Source organism: Streptomyces sp. NPDC058307, assembly GCF_042880295.1.
Classification (GTDB): domain Bacteria; phylum Actinomycetota; class Actinomycetes; order Streptomycetales; family Streptomycetaceae; genus Streptomyces.
In genome coordinates, this window is sequence record NZ_JBHVYZ010000016.1 from 57383 (window position 1) to 72671 (window position 15289).

Here is a 15289-nt window from a genome sequence, read left to right on the forward strand (position 1 = left end):
CCGTGATCGTCACGGGCCGGCCGCGGGTGGCGGCACGAGGGCCGACCAGGCCCTGAGTCACGAAACAGCCCCGCACAACGGCGTGCGGGGCGTGCTGCCGCCTCACTCCCTGGGATGGATTCTGTCCCGGCTCACCACGGGGCGGGGACGCGCCCCGTCAGGGGCGCGGGGCTGCATCGATGTGCGGCTCCGCCGCGTGGGCGCGACGAGCCACGACGAACCCGCAGCCGCCACCCGACCCCCACTCCTACGGCGATCCGGCACCCCGCTCAAGCCAACGCAGTGTTGTGGCACCCGGTCCGCACGTCGCTCTGGGTGCGCGCGGACCGGGGCGTTCAGGGAGCCGTAGGGCTCAGTGGGTGGCGAGTTCGCGGGGCTCCAGGGCCGCCGCGTGGGCGTCCATCCGCTCCGCCGCCAGGATCGCCGCCGCCGTGTCCGCGCGGGACGCCGCCACGAGCAGGGCGCGGCCCGCCACGGCGTGGGCGCGGCGGTGGAGGTCGTCCAGGTTCGAGGAGGCCGCGGGCAGCGACGCGCGAGCCGGTGCGCCTCCGCCCCGCAGCCGGGTCGCCTGTTCGGCGAGCCGCTCGGCCGCGGTGTCCAGGTCGGCGGAGGGCGCCAGCGCACGCAGTTCGTCCGTGACGGCGAGGAGTGCGGCGAGATGGCCCGCGAGCTGGATGTCCAGCTCTTCCTCGCGGGAACGGTGGGGAAAGTCGGAGGTGGGGCCGGCCATCGTGGAGTGGACCGACTTGGTGCGGATCGGTTCGTACATGGATGGCCTCCTGTGCAGTCAGGAAACCATCCTAGCTTAGATTCCGTCTAAAGTTCAGCGAGTGGAAGGAGCGGATCCTCCGTCTACGGTTGTCCGTATCCGTCCAGGAAGTTCCCGATGCGTCCCACCGCGTCCCGCAGGTCCCCGGCCGTCGGCAGGGTCACCACGCGGAAGTGGTCGGGCTCGGGCCAGTTGAAGCCGGAGCCCTGGACGACCATGATCTTCTCCTGGCGCAGCAGGTCCAGGACCATCCGCCGGTCGTCCTTGATCTTGAAGACCTTGGGGTCGAGCCGGGGGAAGAGATACAGCGCCCCCTTCGGCTTCACACAGCTCACGCCGGGGATCTGGGTCAGCAGGTCGTACGCCACGTCCCGCTGCTCGACGAGCCGTCCGCCCGGCAGGACGAGGTCCTTGATCGACTGCCGTCCGCTGAGCGCGGCGACCACCCCGTGCTGCCCCGGCATGTTCGCGCACAGGCGCATGTTGGCCAGGACGGTCAGGCCCTCGATGTAGGAGTCGGCGTGCGCGCGCGGGCCGGAGATCGACATCCAGCCCACCCGGTACCCGGCGACCCGGTACGCCTTCGACATGCCGTTGAAGGTGAGGGTCAGCAGGTCGGGGGCGACCGCGGCGGTCGGGGTGTGCGTGGCGCCGTCGTAGAGGATCTTGTCGTAGATCTCGTCCGAGCAGACCAGCAGGTTGTGCCGGCGGGCGATGTCGGTCAGCCCCTTGAGCATGGTCTCGTCGTAGACCGCGCCCGTGGGGTTGTTGGGGTTGATGATGACGATCGCCTTGGTGCGGTCGGTGACCTTGCGCTCCACGTCCGCGAGATCGGGCATCCAGTCCGACTGCTCGTCGCAGCGGTAGTGGACGGCCGTACCGCCGGACAGCGACACGGCGGCCGTCCACAGCGGGTAGTCGGGGGCCGGTACGAGGACCTCGTCGCCGTCGTCGAGCAGGCCCTGCATCGCCATCACGATCAGCTCGGAGACGCCGTTGCCGATGAAGACGTGCTCGACGTCGGTCTCGATGCCGATGGTCTGGTTGTGCATGACGACGGCCCGGCGTGCGGCCAGCAGCCCCTTCGCGTCGCCGTACCCATGGGCCGTCGAGACGTTCCGGAGGACGTCCTCCAGGATCTCGGGCGGCGCCTCGAACCCGAAGGCGGCGGGGTTGCCCGTGTTCAGCTTGAGGATGCGGTGCCCGGCCGCCTCCAGGCGCATCGCCTCCTCGAGAACCGGGCCCCGGATCTCGTAACAGACATTGGCGAGCTTGGTCGACTGGATCACCTGCATGTCTGGGAGCTTACGGCCCGGTAACGCTTGGCGGGTCGTGTTTTCCGCCACGTGAGACGCGGTGGTTTGGACTGTTATCGCCGTGTAGCTGTCCCAGCTGCCACTTCCGCCGCTGCGGTGCGCCGCGAACGCCTGTACGCCGGGGGCTGCGGTGGCCTGCCGTACGAGCAGCGCAGGGATCCCGCGGCCACGCACGGCGCACAACGCGACGGCGGAACTCCCTCGGAACCCGCCGGCCTGAAGCCCGGCGACCGGGCCGAGCGGTCCGGATCCCGCCGACCGGGACACCCGCGGTAGGGACGGCCTGGCACTCGCGCCGGGTGGTCGTGGCGGCCGGAACCGTGAGGGTGGCGGCCTTGAGGGCCGGCTCTCCCTGTGGGGCCCCTCCTCCGGCCCGAGCGGGACCCGGGCCACGGGCCGCGGTGCCACCCCGGCCTCCGCGGAGCCGAGCGGCGCCGTGGCCCCGTCTGCTCCACCCCGGCCGACGGGCCGCGGCCCGCGGGTTGCCGGTGGGCCGGCGACTGGCGACCGGCGACCGGCGACCGGCGTCACCGCATCCGGCGCGAGCGCCCCCGCCGCTCGGTGGCCTGTGGTCGGTCGGCAGCGGGCGTCGGTGTATCCGCGTAATCGTGACCAACAGGCGGACCGTCCAGCAGCACGCGGAGCGTATGGGTCCCGGGCGTGACGGCTTGCGGTGGGCCGGCGACCGGTGTCAGCGCCTCCGGTGCAAGCGTCTCCGACCCCGACGCCCGACGGCCCGACGGCCTCCCTGGGCGGGCGACCGGCGTCGGCCCGTCCTGTCCGGCACCTCCGCCGCCCGACCGTCTCACCACCCCTGCGACCAGCGTCCGCCGCCCGACCGTCTCACCACCCCTGCGACCAGCGTCGGCTCCTCCGGCGTGAACGCCTCCCGCACGCGTCCGGGACTCGCGCGAGCGGGAGGCCGTCACCCCCACCGCCTTCGGCCCCCTCAGCCCCCAAGCGACATGGGCAGGGTGACACCAAGAGGCTCAAGTAGCCCTACGGATGGGTAAGTTGAGCTCAGTGGACGGGATCGGAATGTGCGCCCTGTCCCGGATGTGCGGGTGTCGCCCCTCCAGGGGCGCGGGCTCGGCACAGGTCCTTGTCCAAGTGGCCACCCTTCTTCACAATGTTCATGACAAACTCACGGGCGGCCGGAAGATTTCCGGTCGCTCAAGTCGCAAGAGGGGACCCCCACATGAGAAAGCCTCTCGTCGCCGCGTTCAGCGCCCTGGCCCTGGCCGGGATAGGCGCGGCACCCGCGGTCGCCGCCGAACCCACGGCCCAGAGCGTGGGCAAGAGCGTGGACACCGACACCCCCGTCTCCGTGGTCCAGAAACTGGTCACGTCCGCCACCGACACCCTGTCCCAGGTCACGGCACCGTCGCCCCGGCTCAAGGCCGTGACCCTCGCCGGAACCGTCTCGCTCAGCAACTGTTCCGGTTCGGTCATCCGGTTCCCGAACTCCCTGGACACCGCCCCGGCCCTGGTGCTCAGCAACGGGCACTGCCTCTCCACCGGCTTCCCCGCGCCCGGCGAGGTGCTCACCAACCAGGCGTCCAGCCGGACCTTCGGACTGCTCAACTCCGCCGGCACCAAGGTCGCCACCCTGCGCGCCAGCAAGCTCGCCTACGGGACGATGACCGACACGGACGTGTCGATCTACCAGCTCACCAGCACCTACGCGTCGATCAAGAGCGCGTACGGGATCAGCCCGCTCACCGTGCAGGACACCCACCCGACCGCCGGGACCGCCATCACCGTCGCCTCCGGCTACTGGAAGACCCTCTACAACTGCAACATCGACGGGTTCGCCTACCGGCTGAAGGAGGGCGACTGGACCTGGAAGGACTCCGTCCGTTACACCTCCGCCTGCCAGACCATCGGCGGCACCTCCGGCTCGCCCGTCATCGACCAGGCCACCGGCAAGGTCGTCGCCGTCAACAACACCGGCAACGAGGACGGCGAGCGCTGCACGGAGAACAACCCGTGCGAGGTCGACGCGAACGGCAACGTCACCGTCCGCGAGGGCATCAACTACGCCCAGGAGATCTACAACATCCCGGCCTGCTTCACGACCGGCAACCAGCTCAACCTGAGCGCGAGCGGCTGCACCCTGCCCAAGCCGTAAGCCCCGGCCGCCGGTAGGGCGCGAGGCGGTCCGTCACATGGGACTGCGACGGACCGCCCGCCCCGCCAGGACATCCGTGCGGCTTCCATCTTCGATGACGAACCTGCCGTCGACCAGGACGTACGGGATGCCGGTCGGCAGCCTGCGCGGGTCGTCGAAGGTCGAGCCCGGGGCCACCGTCTCCGGATCGAACAGGGCCAGGTCGGCCCGGTAGCCCTCCTTGATCAGCCCGCGGTCCGGCAGCCGCAGCCGGGACGCCGGGCGCGAGGTGAGATGGGCCACGCACTCCTCCAGCGAGAGCACCCCCAACTCCCGCACGTACGTGCCGAGATACCGCGGGAACGTGCCGTACGCCCGCGGATGCGGCTTGGCGCCCTGAAGGATGCCGTCGGAGCCGCCGGTGTGGACCGGGTGCCGCATGATCGTGCGGACGTTCTCCTCGTGGCCGACGTGCTGGAGGATCGACGGGGCCAGCCGGTCGGCGAGGAGAAGCCGGCGGGCGGTCGTCCAGGGGCTCTCGCCGCGGGCGCGGGCCGACTGCGCGACCGTACGGCCGACGAGGTCCGCGAGGGCCGGGTCGCCGACGCCCGAGATCTCGATGGTGTCCCACTCGACGGGCACCCCGTGGCAGCCGTCCGCCCCGACGACCTCCAGGTGGTGCCGGATCCGCTCGGCCGTGTCGTCGTCCGCGAGCCGCTTCAGGAGCGCCTCGGGCCCGCCCTCGCCCGCCCAGCTCGGCAGCAGGGCCGCGAGGGTCGTGGAGCCGGGCGTGTAGGGGTAGGTGTCCAGGCTGATGTCGGCGCCCGACGCCAGCGCCTCGTCCAGGAGAGCGACGAGCTCCTGCGCCCGGCCCTTGTTCACGCCGAAGTTCATGGTGGCGTGGGCGAGGTGGAGCGCGCAGTCCGCTTCCCGGGCCAGGGCGACCATCTCCTCGTAGGCCTCCAGGGCCCCCGCGCCGTAGGAGCGGTGGTGCGGGCAGTAGTAGCCGCCGTACCGGGCCACCACCCGGCACAATTCGGTGAGTTCGGCGCCCTTGGCGTACATGCCGGGTGTGTAGGTCAGGCCCGACGACATGCCGAGCGCGCCCTGTTCCATGCCCTCCGCGACCAGCCGGCGCATACGGTCCAGCTCCTCGGGACTCGCCTCGCGGTCCTCCCAGCCGACGGCGAGCGCGCGGACGGTTCCCTGGGGGATCAGATAGGCCGCGTTGACGGCGATCCCGCGGTCGAGGCGGTCCAGGTACTCGCCCACCGACCGCCAGTCGAAGTCGATGTCGTCGCCGTGGCCGTTCCACCCGGTGATGGCGCGGCGGACCTCCTCCAGGGTGCGGTCGTCGACCGGGGCGTACGACAGCCCGTCCTGGCCCAGGACTTCGAGGGTGACGCCCTGCGCGGCCTTGGCGCTGTGGTCGGGGTCGCGCAGCAGGGCCAGGTCGCTGTGGGCGTGCATGTCGATGAAGCCGGGGGAGAGGACGAGCCCCTCGGCATCCAACTCCCGCCTGGTCTTGGGGCGTTGGCAGCCCGCTGCGGCGGCCTCCTGGACGATCGACACGATCCGGCCGCCGTCGACGACCACGTCGGCGCGGTAGGACGGGGCGCCGCTGCCGTCGACGACGTCCGCGTCCCGGATGACGAGCTCTTCCATCGCCGGACTCCTCCTTCGCGTCTCAGAAGAACGTGCGGATGTATTCGACAACCGTGCCATCGGCCTCCGCCACCGGGATCAGCTGCCACTTGTCGAAGGACGTGCACGGGTGGGAGAGGCCGAGGCCCAGCCAGTCGCCGACCTCCAGATCGGCGTCCGGGGCCGTGGCCAGCCAGGCGTGCTGGTCGGAGAGGGCGGTCACCTCGACGCCGGTGGCCGGGCGCTCGGTGTCGCCCCGGCGGACCACCTGCGGGAAGGGGAGGTCGAGGTCGTGGGCCGCGTCCCGCTTGCCCGCGTTGGCGAAGGCCTGGCCGGGGGAGGGGCGGGAGACGATCTGCGCCCACAGCCGGAACGCGGGCTCCAGGGCGCCCTCCTCGGGGATCCGGTTGAAGGGGGTCACCTTGCGGTAGTGGCCGTCGTCGTGTGAGACGTAGGCGCCGGAGCGGAGCAACTTCAGTACGGGGAGGGAGAGTTCGGGGATCTCGGCGAAGACGTCGGCGACCGCGTCGAACCAGGCGCTGCCGCCGGCGCTGATCACGATCCCGTCCGGTGCCGCCGCGTCGAACCGTCCCGCCTTGTCGAAGTCGGCGGCCAGGGCGACGAGCCGGCGCAGCCAGGCGTGGACGCGTTCCGGGTCCGCGTCGGGGACCTCGCCCTCGTATCCGGCGACGCCGACGAGCCGTAGCGTCCCGGTGGCCGCGACGGCGTCGGCGACGGCCGCGCACTCCGCCTCCGTGCGGATGCCGGTGCGGGCGCCCTCACCGGCGGCGAGTTCGACGACCACGTCCACGGGGCGGGCGGTGCCCCGCAAGGCCGCGTCCATCAGCTCGACTCCGCGGACGGAGTCGACGTAGCAGATGAAGCGGAAGCTCTCGTCACGCGCCAGCTCGGCGGCGACCCACCTCAGGGCCGCCGGGTCCACCAGTTCGTTCGCGAGGAAGACCCGCTGGACGCCGTACGCCCGGGCGACCCGCACCTGGTGGGGGACGGCCAGGGTGATGCCCCAGGCGCCGTGCTCGATCTGACGCCGGAAGAGCTGGGGGGCCATGGTCGTCTTGCCGTGCGGGGCGAAGGCGAGGCCGTGGCGGGCGGCGTACGTCTGAATGAGCGCGAGGTTGTGCCGCAGGCGCTCGGCGGAGAGGGCGAGTACGGGGGTGGTGAACCCGTCGGTGAAGAGGTTGCGGCGCTGGGCGGTCAGCTCGGCGACCGTCAGGCCGTCCGCGTCCGGCGGGAGGCCCTTGAAGCGGTGGTCGACGCGGTCCTCCGCGAGACGGGCGAGCGCTTCGGTACCGGACACGAGGCCTCCCTGAAGGGCGCGTTGCACTCTCTGCAACGTTCATTGCGTATGTCGCTCACTGCTGTCTAACATCCAGGCGAATGCCGGGTCAATGAAGGAGCTACGGCCATCGTGAATGCCCCCGACGTCGTGGACGTCGTCGCGCTCGGCGAGTCCATGGTCACGTTCCTGCCCAGCCGGCCCGGACGACTCGCCGACGTGCCGTCCTTCGACCGGGCGATCGGGGGCGCGGAGTCGAACGTCGCCTGCTGCCTTGCCGCCGCCGGGCACGCGGTGCGGTGGGTCGGCCGGGTCGGGGCGGACGGCTTCGGGGATCACCTGGTCGAGGCGATCGGGGGGTACGGGGTCGACACCTCCGCTGTCGGGAGGGACGCCTCCCGGCCCACCGGGGTGTACTTCCGTACGGCGGGGGACCGGGCGACGGACGCGCACGAGGTCGCCTACTACCGGGCGGGATCGGCGGCTTCGGCGATGTCCGCGGCGAACGTGGATCTGTCGGTGGTGCGGGCGGCTCGGGTGCTGCACCTTTCGGGGATCACGGCTGCGCTGTCGTCCGAGTGCCTGGAGTTGATGCGGGACCTGACGGCACCGGCAGCGGACCGGCCGCTGGTGTCCTTCGACGTCAATCACCGGACCGGGCTGTGGCGGGACGCCGAAGGGCCGCGGGTGCTGCTGGAGTTGGCACGCCGGGCCGACATCGTGTTCGTGGGGGAGGACGAGGCCGAGGAGGCGTGGGGGGTGACGGGCGGGCCGTCGCGCATTCGGGCGGTGCTGCCGGAGCCGAGGGTGCTGGTGGTGAAGCAAGGGGGGCTGGGGGCCACAGCGTTCGTGTCGTCCGCGGCCCGGTGGGAGCAGCGCGCCGCGCCCTGCGGCGGAGCCGCCTATCGACACGGCCCCGCACCCCTGGCGTCGGGCAGCGGCCCGGGGCCGCAAGGTGCCGGACCTTCACCCGATCATCCGCAGCCTGCCGGCAGTCGTCGCTCCGCCATGACCGCGGGCGGCCGTGCCGGAAGGGGCGGCTCCCGGCCCATGCAGAGCGACGCCCGCCAGGCGCGGGAGAGCGGCGCCCACCCCCGGCCGGCCGCAGTGCCGGGTGTCTTCGTGCCGGCCCTCGCCGTGGACGTCGTGGCCACCACCGGTGCCGGCGATGCCTTCGCGGCCGGCTTCCTCTCGGCGACCCTGCGCGAACTCCCCCTGAAGAGCCGCCTGCGCCACGGTCACCTGTGGGCCGCAGCCGCGCTCACCAGCCCCGGTGACCTCGCGACACCCCCCGACCGCGACACCGCCGACCGGCTGGCCGCCCTCGACGACGACACGTGGGGGACACTTCGACTCGGCCCCGGCCGGACACAGGCCGACAGGGCCCCGGAGGAGGTACGCACCCCATGAGCCAGACCGTCGACCGAGCACTGAGCATCCTGCCGCTGCTCGCCGAGGGCCCCGCCGACCTCGGGCAGGTCGCCGACCGCCTCGGCGTCCACAAGTCCACCGCGCTGCGACTCCTGCGCACCCTCCACGAACACGGCATGGTCTACCGGCAGTCCGACCAGCGCTACCGCCTCGGCGCCCGCCTCATCGCCCTGGCACAGGAGGCGATGGAGAACCTCGACATCCGCGAGATCGCCCACCCCCACCTCGTACGGCTGAACGAGCAGTGCGGTCACACCGTCCACCTCGCCGTGTACGAGGAGGCCGAGGTGCTGTACATCGACAAGGTCGAGAGCCGGTACCCGGTGCGGATGTACTCGTGGATCGGCAAGCCCGTAGCCATCACCGTCGCCGCGGTCGCCAAACTGCTGCTCGCCGATCTCCCCGAGGCCGAGCGGCGCGCCCTCGCGGACAAGCTGGAATACCCCCTGTACACGGCCCGTTCGACACCCAACGCCCCGGCCTTCCTCAAGGAGTTGGAGCGGGTGCGCGAACAGGGCTGGGCCACCGACCTCGGTGGCCACGAGGAGTCCATCAACTGCGTCGCGGCCCCCGTCCGCGGCGCCGACGGCAGGGTCGTCGCGGCGATGTCGGTCTCCGCGCCCAACGTCGTCGTCACCGCCGAGGAACTCCTCACCCTCCTCCCACAGGTCCGCCGTACGGCCGAGGCCATCAGCGGCGAGTACTCGGGCAGAACAACAGCCAAGGAACCCGGATGACGGACAAGACGGATAAGACGGATAAAGTCGCGCTCACCCCCAGCACCCACACCACCTCGCCCGCGAAGTTCTCCCACGGCGTGCGCAAGGGCAACATCCTCCAGGTCGCCGGGCAGGTCGGCTTCCTGCCGGCCGAGGAGGGCAGGCCGCCCACGCCCGCCGGGCCCACCCTGCGCGAGCAGACCCTGCAGACGCTCGCCAACGTCAAGGCGATCCTGGAGGAGGGCGGCGCCTCCTGGGACGACGTGATGATGATCCGCGTCTATCTGACGGACGTGGACCACTTCGCCGAGATGAACTCGATCTACAACACCTACTTCGAGGAGCAGGGTCTCACCGCCCCGCCCGCCGCCCGGACCACCGTCTACGTCGGCCTGCCCGCCGGGCTCCTCATCGAGATCGACGCGCTCGCCGTCCTCGGCTGACGCCCCCTCGACCCCCGCACCTCCTGCACTCCTGCACTCCTGCACTCCTGCACTCCTGCACTCCTGCACTCCTGCACTCCCGCACGTCCTGCACGGCACGGCACCCCCCGGGGCGCCGTGCCGCGATCCGCCCTGCCCGAAAGCTCCATGTACTCACGAAGAGGACCTCCCCCATGTCACTACCGCTCGCCGCGGCCACCGAGACACCCCCGCACACCGGTGGCCTGCTCCTCCTCATCGACGGCACCGCGGGCCTCCTCACGGTCGCCGCCCTCGGTATCGCCCTGCTGCTCTTCCTGATCATCAAGGTGAGACTCCAGCCCTTCGTCGCCCTGCTCGGCGTCTCCATAGCCGTCGGCCTGCTCGCCGGACTCTCGGTCACCGAACTCTTCGGCACGGTCCAGCGGTCGGACGCCGTGTCCACCATCGAGTCCGGGATGGGCGGCATCCTCGGCCATGTCGCGATCATCATCGGCCTGGGCACGATGCTCGGGGCGATCCTCGAAGTCAGCGGCGGCGCCGAGGTGTTGGCGTCCCGGCTGCTGAACCTGTTCGGCGAGAAGCGCGCCCCGCTCGCCATGGGCCTGACCGGTCTGATCTTCGGCATCCCGGTCTTCTTCGACGTCGGCATCTTCGTCCTCGCGCCGATCGTGTACGCGGCGGCCAAGCGCAGCGGCAGGTCGATCCTGCTCTACTGTCTGCCGCTGCTGGCGGGCCTGTCGATGACCCACGCCTTCCTGCCCCCGCACCCCGGCCCGGTCGCGGCCGCCGGACTGCTCCACGTGGACCTCGGCTGGGTGATCCTCATGGGCATCGTCTGCGGCATCCCCGCGGTACTGGCCGCGTGGGCCTACGCGGCCTGGGTGGGCCGCCGCATCTTCGTCGCCGTACCGCAGGACATGGTGGAGGCGGCCGCGGAGGCCAGGCAGGCGGTGATCGAGGAACAGCGGACGCAGGGCGTCGAGCCGCGCGAGGAACCCGTCGCCCTCGGCACGGTCCTCGGCATCATCGGTACGCCCCTGGTCCTGATCCTCGCCGCCACCTTCTCCTCGATCGCGCTCGACCCCTCCACCGGCCGCTCGGTCATCGAGTTCTTCGGCAGCCCCTTCGTGGCGCTGACCATCGCCCTGCTCCTCGCCTACTACCTGCTCGGCATCCGCCGCGGCTGGTCCCGCAAGTCCCTTGAGACGGTGTCGACCGCGTCCCTCAAGCCGGTCGGCAACATCCTGCTGGTCGTCGGCGCGGGCGGGGTCTTCGGCGCGGTCCTCAAGGCCAGCGGGGTCGCCCAGGCCCTCTCCGACACCTTCAACGACGTCGGCCTGCCGGTGCTCGTGCTGTCGTACCTGATCTCGGTGGTCCTGCGGGTCGCCCAGGGCTCGGCGACCGTCGCCATCGTCACCACGGCGGGCATCGTGGCGCCCTTGCTGTCGGAGGGCCACCACTCCCAGGCCTTCGTCGCCCTCGTCATCATGGCCATCTCGGCCGGCTCCATCTTCGCCTCCCACGTCAACGACGGCGGCTTCTGGATGGTGGCCAAGTACTTCGGCATCAGTGAGCGGGACACCCTGAAGACGTGGACCGTGCTGGAGACGGTGCTGTCGGTGGCGGGGTTCGCGATGGCCGCGGTCCTGAGTGTGTTCATGTAGGCGGGTGCGGCCCCATGTAGGCGTCCGGTAACGATGTAGGGGCCGGTTGTGTCCGGCACAGGATCGTCGACCATACTGCCCGCTGTGGAGCAGCGCATAGGTTCGAGCAGCCAGCCCCTGGAAGGCGCCGGATTCGACCCGGCCTTCATCCCCGGGCTCACCCCACCCGCGTCCGGCGGGGCGGAGGAGACCGAGGCGGAGAAGGCCGTGGAGGCCGACGAACCCGCGGCCGGGGCTTCGGTCTCCGAGGAGACCGAAGCCACCGAGGAAGCATCCGAGGAAGCATCCGGGGACGCATCCGAGGAAGCCGCCGAGGACGCCGCCGACGGGCCCGTCTTCGAGGCCTTTGACCGGCGCGCGAGAATCGTCGCCGACCACAAGGGCGTACGGCTCTCTCTCGACGACCAGGCCTGCGAGTTCCGCTGGGACGAGATCGGCGCCGTCGAGACGGAGTCCCCGCGCTTCGGCAAGCGGTTCACCATCACGGTGCACACCCCCGACCGCCGCTGGTACCCGATCGAGATCGAGGCGGGGTCGAGGGCGCGGTTCACCGAGTGGGACGAACAGCTGGACGCCGTCCTGGACGCGTACTTCGAGGACGAGACCCCGGAGCCGGAGAAGGAAGAGGCCGAGGAGACCGACTAGGGGCCCCTAGCAGTACTGGGCCTGCTTCCCGATCGACCGGTACATGCAGTCCGAGTTCTCCAGCAGCTGCAGTACCGCGTCCCGGTTCCTGGACGTCTCCCGCTCGATCACCTCGTCGGGCGGGTAGAAACCGCCACCGGAACTCGACGACGGATACATCTCGAAGGTGTACGAGAAGATCTTGTGCGTGCCCCAGAGGTAGTCGTCGATCGACCCGTCGGTGATGTACAGGTCGCTGGCCTGCTCCGCCGTGTACCCGTTGCTCGCGGCCAGCTTCTGCCCGATGGTTTTGAAGACGGCGTTGTCGTCCGCCGTCATCCCGGTCGCCGTGTCCGAGTACGTGTACCCGTAGGGCCACAGCACCAGTTCGCTGTACGTGTGGAAGTCGATGTTCGACTTGATCTGCTGGACCCCGCCGACGACCCGGCTGCGCACGAAGTCGGCGACCACCTTGACCTCGGGCGCCGACTCGACGGCCGGACCCCGGTAGGTCTCGGACGAGGTCGACCCCGACGAGCCGCCGCAGCAGCCCCAGCGGTAGGCCCAGTTGCGGTTGAGGTCCGTACCGACCGCGGAGGAACCGGAGTTGGGCTGCCGGTTCTTGCGCCACGAGCGGTACGAGCCGGTGGCGATGTCGTACTCGCCGCCGTCCGGGTTGAGATCGGGGATGATCCAGATCTCCCGGTTGTTGACCATGTTCGTCACCCGTGAGTCGCTCCCGTACCCCGCGCCGAGTTCGCGCAGCAGGTACAGGGCCATCTCCACCGTGAGGTGCTCGCGGGCGTGCTGGTGACTGGTGAACAGCACCTCGGGCTCGGCCTCGTCGGTCCCCACGTTGTCGCTGATCTTGATGGCGACGATGTTCCGGCCCTGGTACGACGTCCCGATGACCCGCTTGCTCATGATGTTCGGGTAGGCGGCGAGGCGCTGGTCGATCTCGGCGTTCGCCTCGGCGTAGTTGTGGTAGCGCGAGTCGGCCGAGGGGAAGTCGTAGAGCCGCACCTCGTCCTGCGCGGCCCGTGCCGGGGCCGACCCCAACTCCGATACCTCATACCCGAGTCGGCGCAGCTGCTTGATCTGGTCGGCTCTTCCGGAGACCACCACGGTCTCCTCGTCGGCCTCGTCCACCGTCACGCCCGTCTGCTGGATCGCCGTGCGGGTCACGGGTGTCGAGTGCTGGTGGATCTCGTACTGGTGGACGTCCTCGGCGCTCGGTGCCGCCTTCGGGGCGCTGTCGGCGTTCGCGGAGAGCGGGGCCGCGAGGGCGAGGGCCAGAACGGCGGCGAGGGCGGCGTGGCGGGTGCCGCCGCGGACGCCGGAACCGCGTATGCGAAGTCGCATGAAGTCTCCTGTGTTCTCCGGGGTTTCCGGGATCTCCGGAAGTGGGGGAGTGGAGCGGGGTTGGTTCAGCGACGTGCTGCCGGTGCGGGTGTGCCGCTCATCGCGGGCCTGCTCATCGTGGGCTTATGGCATGAGCAGGTCAAGAGTGAATAAAGACGCGATGGCGTGAACTGTGCGTCGGCTGTGTGGTTGCTGTGTAGCGAGTGCACTCTGCCGCGTCCCGGTTTCCTTCACCGCACGCCCTCTTGCCGCGCCGCGATCTTTAGGGTTTCTTGACCTTCATGGCGGACACCACGGACAACACAGTGACCGGTGCGGACGAGGCGAACTCGGCGAACTCCGCTCCCCGCAAGTCCAGTTGGCGGTACATCGGCCCGGGGATCGTCGTCGCCGCGACCGGCGTCGGCGCCGGTGACCTGGTCGCCACGCTCATCGCGGGCAGCAACTTCGGCTACACCCTGCTGTGGGCCGCGGTGATCGGCTGCCTGGTCAAGATCTCCCTCGCCGAGGCGGCGGGCCGCTGGCATCTCTCCACCGGCCGCACCCTGTTCGAGGGCTGGGCGAGCCTCGGCCGCTGGACCACCTGGTTCTTCGCCGTCTACGTCGTGATCTGGGGCTTCGTGTACGGCGCGGCGGCGATGTCGTCCAGCGCGCTCCCGCTCCAGGCCCTGTTCCCGGACGTGATGGACCTCGAAGGGTGGGCCATCGCCTGCGGTCTCGTCGGCCTGGTCTTCGTCTGGTTCAACAAGTACGCCGTCTTCGAGAAGGTCATGACGGTCCTGGTGGGCGTCATGTTCGTGGTGACGGTGTACCTCGCGATCAGGGTCACCCCCAACCTGCCGGACGCCTTCGCGGGCCTGCTGCCCGTCCTGCCCGACGAGAAGGACTCCGTCCTCAACACCCTCGGCCTGATCGGCGGCGTCGGCGGCACGATCACCCTCGCGGCGTACGGCTACTGGGTCAACGCCAAGGGCTGGACGGACACCGGCTGGATGAAGGTGATGCGCCTGGACAACCGGGTCGCCTACCTCACCACCGGCATCTTCGTCGTCGCCATGCTCTTCGTCGGCGCGGAACTGCTGCACTCCGCCAACGTGGCGATCGCGAGCGGCGACAAGGGGCTCGTCCAGCTGAGCGACATCCTGGAGGACGAGTACGGCCCGGCGACCGCCAAGTTCTTCCTGATCGGCTTCTTCGCCACGTCCTTCACCTCACTGATCGGCGTCTGGCACGGCGTGAGCCTGATGTTCGCGGACTTCGTGGCGCGCTACCGCGGCCGGGAAGGTGCGGCGGGCTCCGGCCAGGAGGTCGCGTCCGGCTCCCGCGAGCGCTCCTGGCCCTTCCGCGCCTATCTGCTCTGGCTGACCTTCCCCCCGATGGTCCTCCTCTTCCAGGGCCAGCCCTTCCGCCTGGTCATCCTCTACGGCGTCCTCGGCGCGGCCTTCCTCCCCTTCCTGGCCGGCACGCTGATGTGGCTGCTCAATACCTCCCGCACGCCCAGGGAGTGGCGCAACGGCCCCCTGAGCAACGCCATGCTGGCGATCGCGGGCCTGCTCTTCCTGGTCCTGTGCGTCAAGCAGATCTGGGACCAGCCCTGGTCGGAGTTCTTCTAACTGCCGCTCCACCACAGGGCGTCGAGAGCCATCTTCCGCATCTGGGCGATGGTCAGCGCGGGCGCCTTGCGGGTCGCGGGCTCCTGCTGGGTGCCGGCGTTGAAAGCGCTGATCACCACGCGTTTGCCGTCGGCGCGCATGGTGTCGACGGTCCACATGACCTGGTCCCACCTGTCCCCGGGGCCCTGCTTGACGGCGACCCGGGTGCCGTCGGGCAGGGTCTCGGAGCCCGAGCCGAAGAGGTCGCCGGCCGAGTCCAGCGTGTCGGGCTGCACATTGACCTGGACCATGCTCCTGCCCTTGCCGTCGTCGACC

The 15289-nt window shown here is 70.6% G+C and carries 12 protein-coding genes and 1 pseudogene; 7 read left to right on the top strand and 6 right to left on the bottom strand.

Annotated features, from left to right (window positions below):
• Positions 1 to 352 precede the first annotated feature (352 nt).
• Positions 353 to 769 carry a hypothetical protein gene (locus ACFVYN_RS14480; protein ID WP_389997458.1) on the bottom strand — a complete coding sequence of 139 codons (417 nt, stop codon included), beginning with the start codon at positions 767 to 769 and terminating at the stop codon, positions 353 to 355.
• 83 nt (positions 770 to 852) lie between these two features.
• Complete coding sequence (locus ACFVYN_RS14485) at positions 853 to 2064, bottom strand: pyridoxal phosphate-dependent aminotransferase (RefSeq protein ID WP_389997461.1); 1212 nt, start codon at positions 2062 to 2064, stop codon at positions 853 to 855.
• A gap of 1219 nt (positions 2065 to 3283) precedes the next feature.
• Between ACFVYN_RS14485 and ACFVYN_RS14490 the strand changes: the two genes are divergently transcribed.
• Positions 3284 to 4216 (top strand): serine protease, encoded by a 933-nt coding sequence (locus ACFVYN_RS14490; protein ID WP_389997464.1) that lies wholly within the window; start codon positions 3284 to 3286, stop codon positions 4214 to 4216.
• Between the two features lie 33 nt (positions 4217 to 4249).
• Here ACFVYN_RS14490 and ACFVYN_RS14495 read toward each other — a convergent pair whose 3' ends face one another.
• Complete coding sequence (locus ACFVYN_RS14495; protein WP_389997467.1) at positions 4250 to 5860, bottom strand: amidohydrolase family protein; 1611 nt, start codon at positions 5858 to 5860, stop codon at positions 4250 to 4252.
• 22 nt (positions 5861 to 5882) lie between these two features.
• On the bottom strand, positions 5883 to 7157 hold the full coding sequence (locus tag ACFVYN_RS14500; protein ID WP_389997470.1) for an amino acid deaminase: 1275 nt from the start codon (positions 7155 to 7157) through the stop codon (positions 5883 to 5885).
• 111 nt (positions 7158 to 7268) lie between these two features.
• Here ACFVYN_RS14500 and ACFVYN_RS14505 point away from each other — a divergent pair, with 111 nt between their 5' ends.
• The 5 genes from ACFVYN_RS14505 (at position 7269) to ACFVYN_RS14525 (ending at position 12020) form a co-directional block, all read left to right on the top strand.
• On the top strand, positions 7269 to 8546 hold the full coding sequence (locus ACFVYN_RS14505; protein ID WP_389997473.1) for a sugar kinase: 1278 nt from the start codon (positions 7269 to 7271) through the stop codon (positions 8544 to 8546).
• The gene (locus ACFVYN_RS14510; protein ID WP_389997476.1) at positions 8543 to 9304 is read left to right on the top strand and encodes an IclR family transcriptional regulator; all 762 of its coding nucleotides are present in this window, start codon (positions 8543 to 8545) and stop codon (positions 9302 to 9304) included. The genes ACFVYN_RS14505 and ACFVYN_RS14510 overlap by 4 nt, the downstream gene beginning before the upstream one ends.
• Entirely contained in the window at positions 9301 to 9729 is a 429-nt protein-coding gene (locus tag ACFVYN_RS14515) for a RidA family protein (protein ID WP_389997479.1), read from the top strand. Before ACFVYN_RS14510 ends, ACFVYN_RS14515 begins: the two co-directional genes overlap by 4 nt.
• A 173-nt stretch (positions 9730 to 9902) precedes the next feature.
• Entirely contained in the window at positions 9903 to 11375 is a 1473-nt protein-coding gene (locus ACFVYN_RS14520; RefSeq protein ID WP_389997482.1) for a GntP family permease, read from the top strand.
• Between the two features lie 84 nt (positions 11376 to 11459).
• On the top strand, positions 11460 to 12020 hold the full coding sequence (locus ACFVYN_RS14525) for a hypothetical protein (protein ID WP_389997485.1): 561 nt from the start codon (positions 11460 to 11462) through the stop codon (positions 12018 to 12020).
• A 6-nt stretch (positions 12021 to 12026) separates the two neighbouring features.
• On the opposite strand, the gene ACFVYN_RS14530 is transcribed toward ACFVYN_RS14525, so the two are convergent.
• A complete protein-coding gene (locus ACFVYN_RS14530; RefSeq protein WP_389997488.1) occupies positions 12027 to 13361 on the bottom strand; it encodes a M14 family metallopeptidase in 1335 nt (444 codons plus the stop codon).
• A 281-nt stretch (positions 13362 to 13642) separates the two neighbouring features.
• Here ACFVYN_RS14530 and ACFVYN_RS14535 point away from each other — a divergent pair, with 281 nt between their 5' ends.
• Positions 13643 to 14974, top strand: coding sequence for an Nramp family divalent metal transporter (locus ACFVYN_RS14535; protein WP_389997491.1), 1332 nt, complete (start codon positions 13643 to 13645; stop codon positions 14972 to 14974).
• On the opposite strand, the pseudogene ACFVYN_RS14540 reads toward ACFVYN_RS14535, so the two are convergent.
• Positions 14971 to 15289, bottom strand: a pseudogene (locus ACFVYN_RS14540) (hypothetical protein); the annotation flags it as partial. The gene ACFVYN_RS14535 and the pseudogene ACFVYN_RS14540 overlap by 4 nt on opposite strands.

Bases quoted from the DNA above. Each gene is read 5' to 3' on its own strand.
- ACFVYN_RS14530 (WP_389997488.1), bottom strand. From the start codon at position 13,361: ATGCGACTTCGCATACGCGGTTCCGGCGTCCGCGGCGGCACCCGCCAC.
- ACFVYN_RS14535 (WP_389997491.1), top strand. From the start codon at position 13,643: ATGGCGGACACCACGGACAACACAGTGACCGGTGCGGACGAGGCGAAC.
- ACFVYN_RS14490 (WP_389997464.1), top strand. From the start codon at position 3,284: ATGAGAAAGCCTCTCGTCGCCGCGTTCAGCGCCCTGGCCCTGGCCGGG.
- ACFVYN_RS14510 (WP_389997476.1), top strand. From the start codon at position 8,543: ATGAGCCAGACCGTCGACCGAGCACTGAGCATCCTGCCGCTGCTCGCC.
- ACFVYN_RS14485 (WP_389997461.1), bottom strand. From the start codon at position 2,064: ATGCAGGTGATCCAGTCGACCAAGCTCGCCAATGTCTGTTACGAGATC.
- ACFVYN_RS14495 (WP_389997467.1), bottom strand. From the start codon at position 5,860: ATGGAAGAGCTCGTCATCCGGGACGCGGACGTCGTCGACGGCAGCGGC.
- ACFVYN_RS14515 (WP_389997479.1), top strand. From the start codon at position 9,301: ATGACGGACAAGACGGATAAGACGGATAAAGTCGCGCTCACCCCCAGC.
- ACFVYN_RS14520 (WP_389997482.1), top strand. From the start codon at position 9,903: ATGTCACTACCGCTCGCCGCGGCCACCGAGACACCCCCGCACACCGGT.
- ACFVYN_RS14480 (WP_389997458.1), bottom strand. From the start codon at position 769: ATGTACGAACCGATCCGCACCAAGTCGGTCCACTCCACGATGGCCGGC.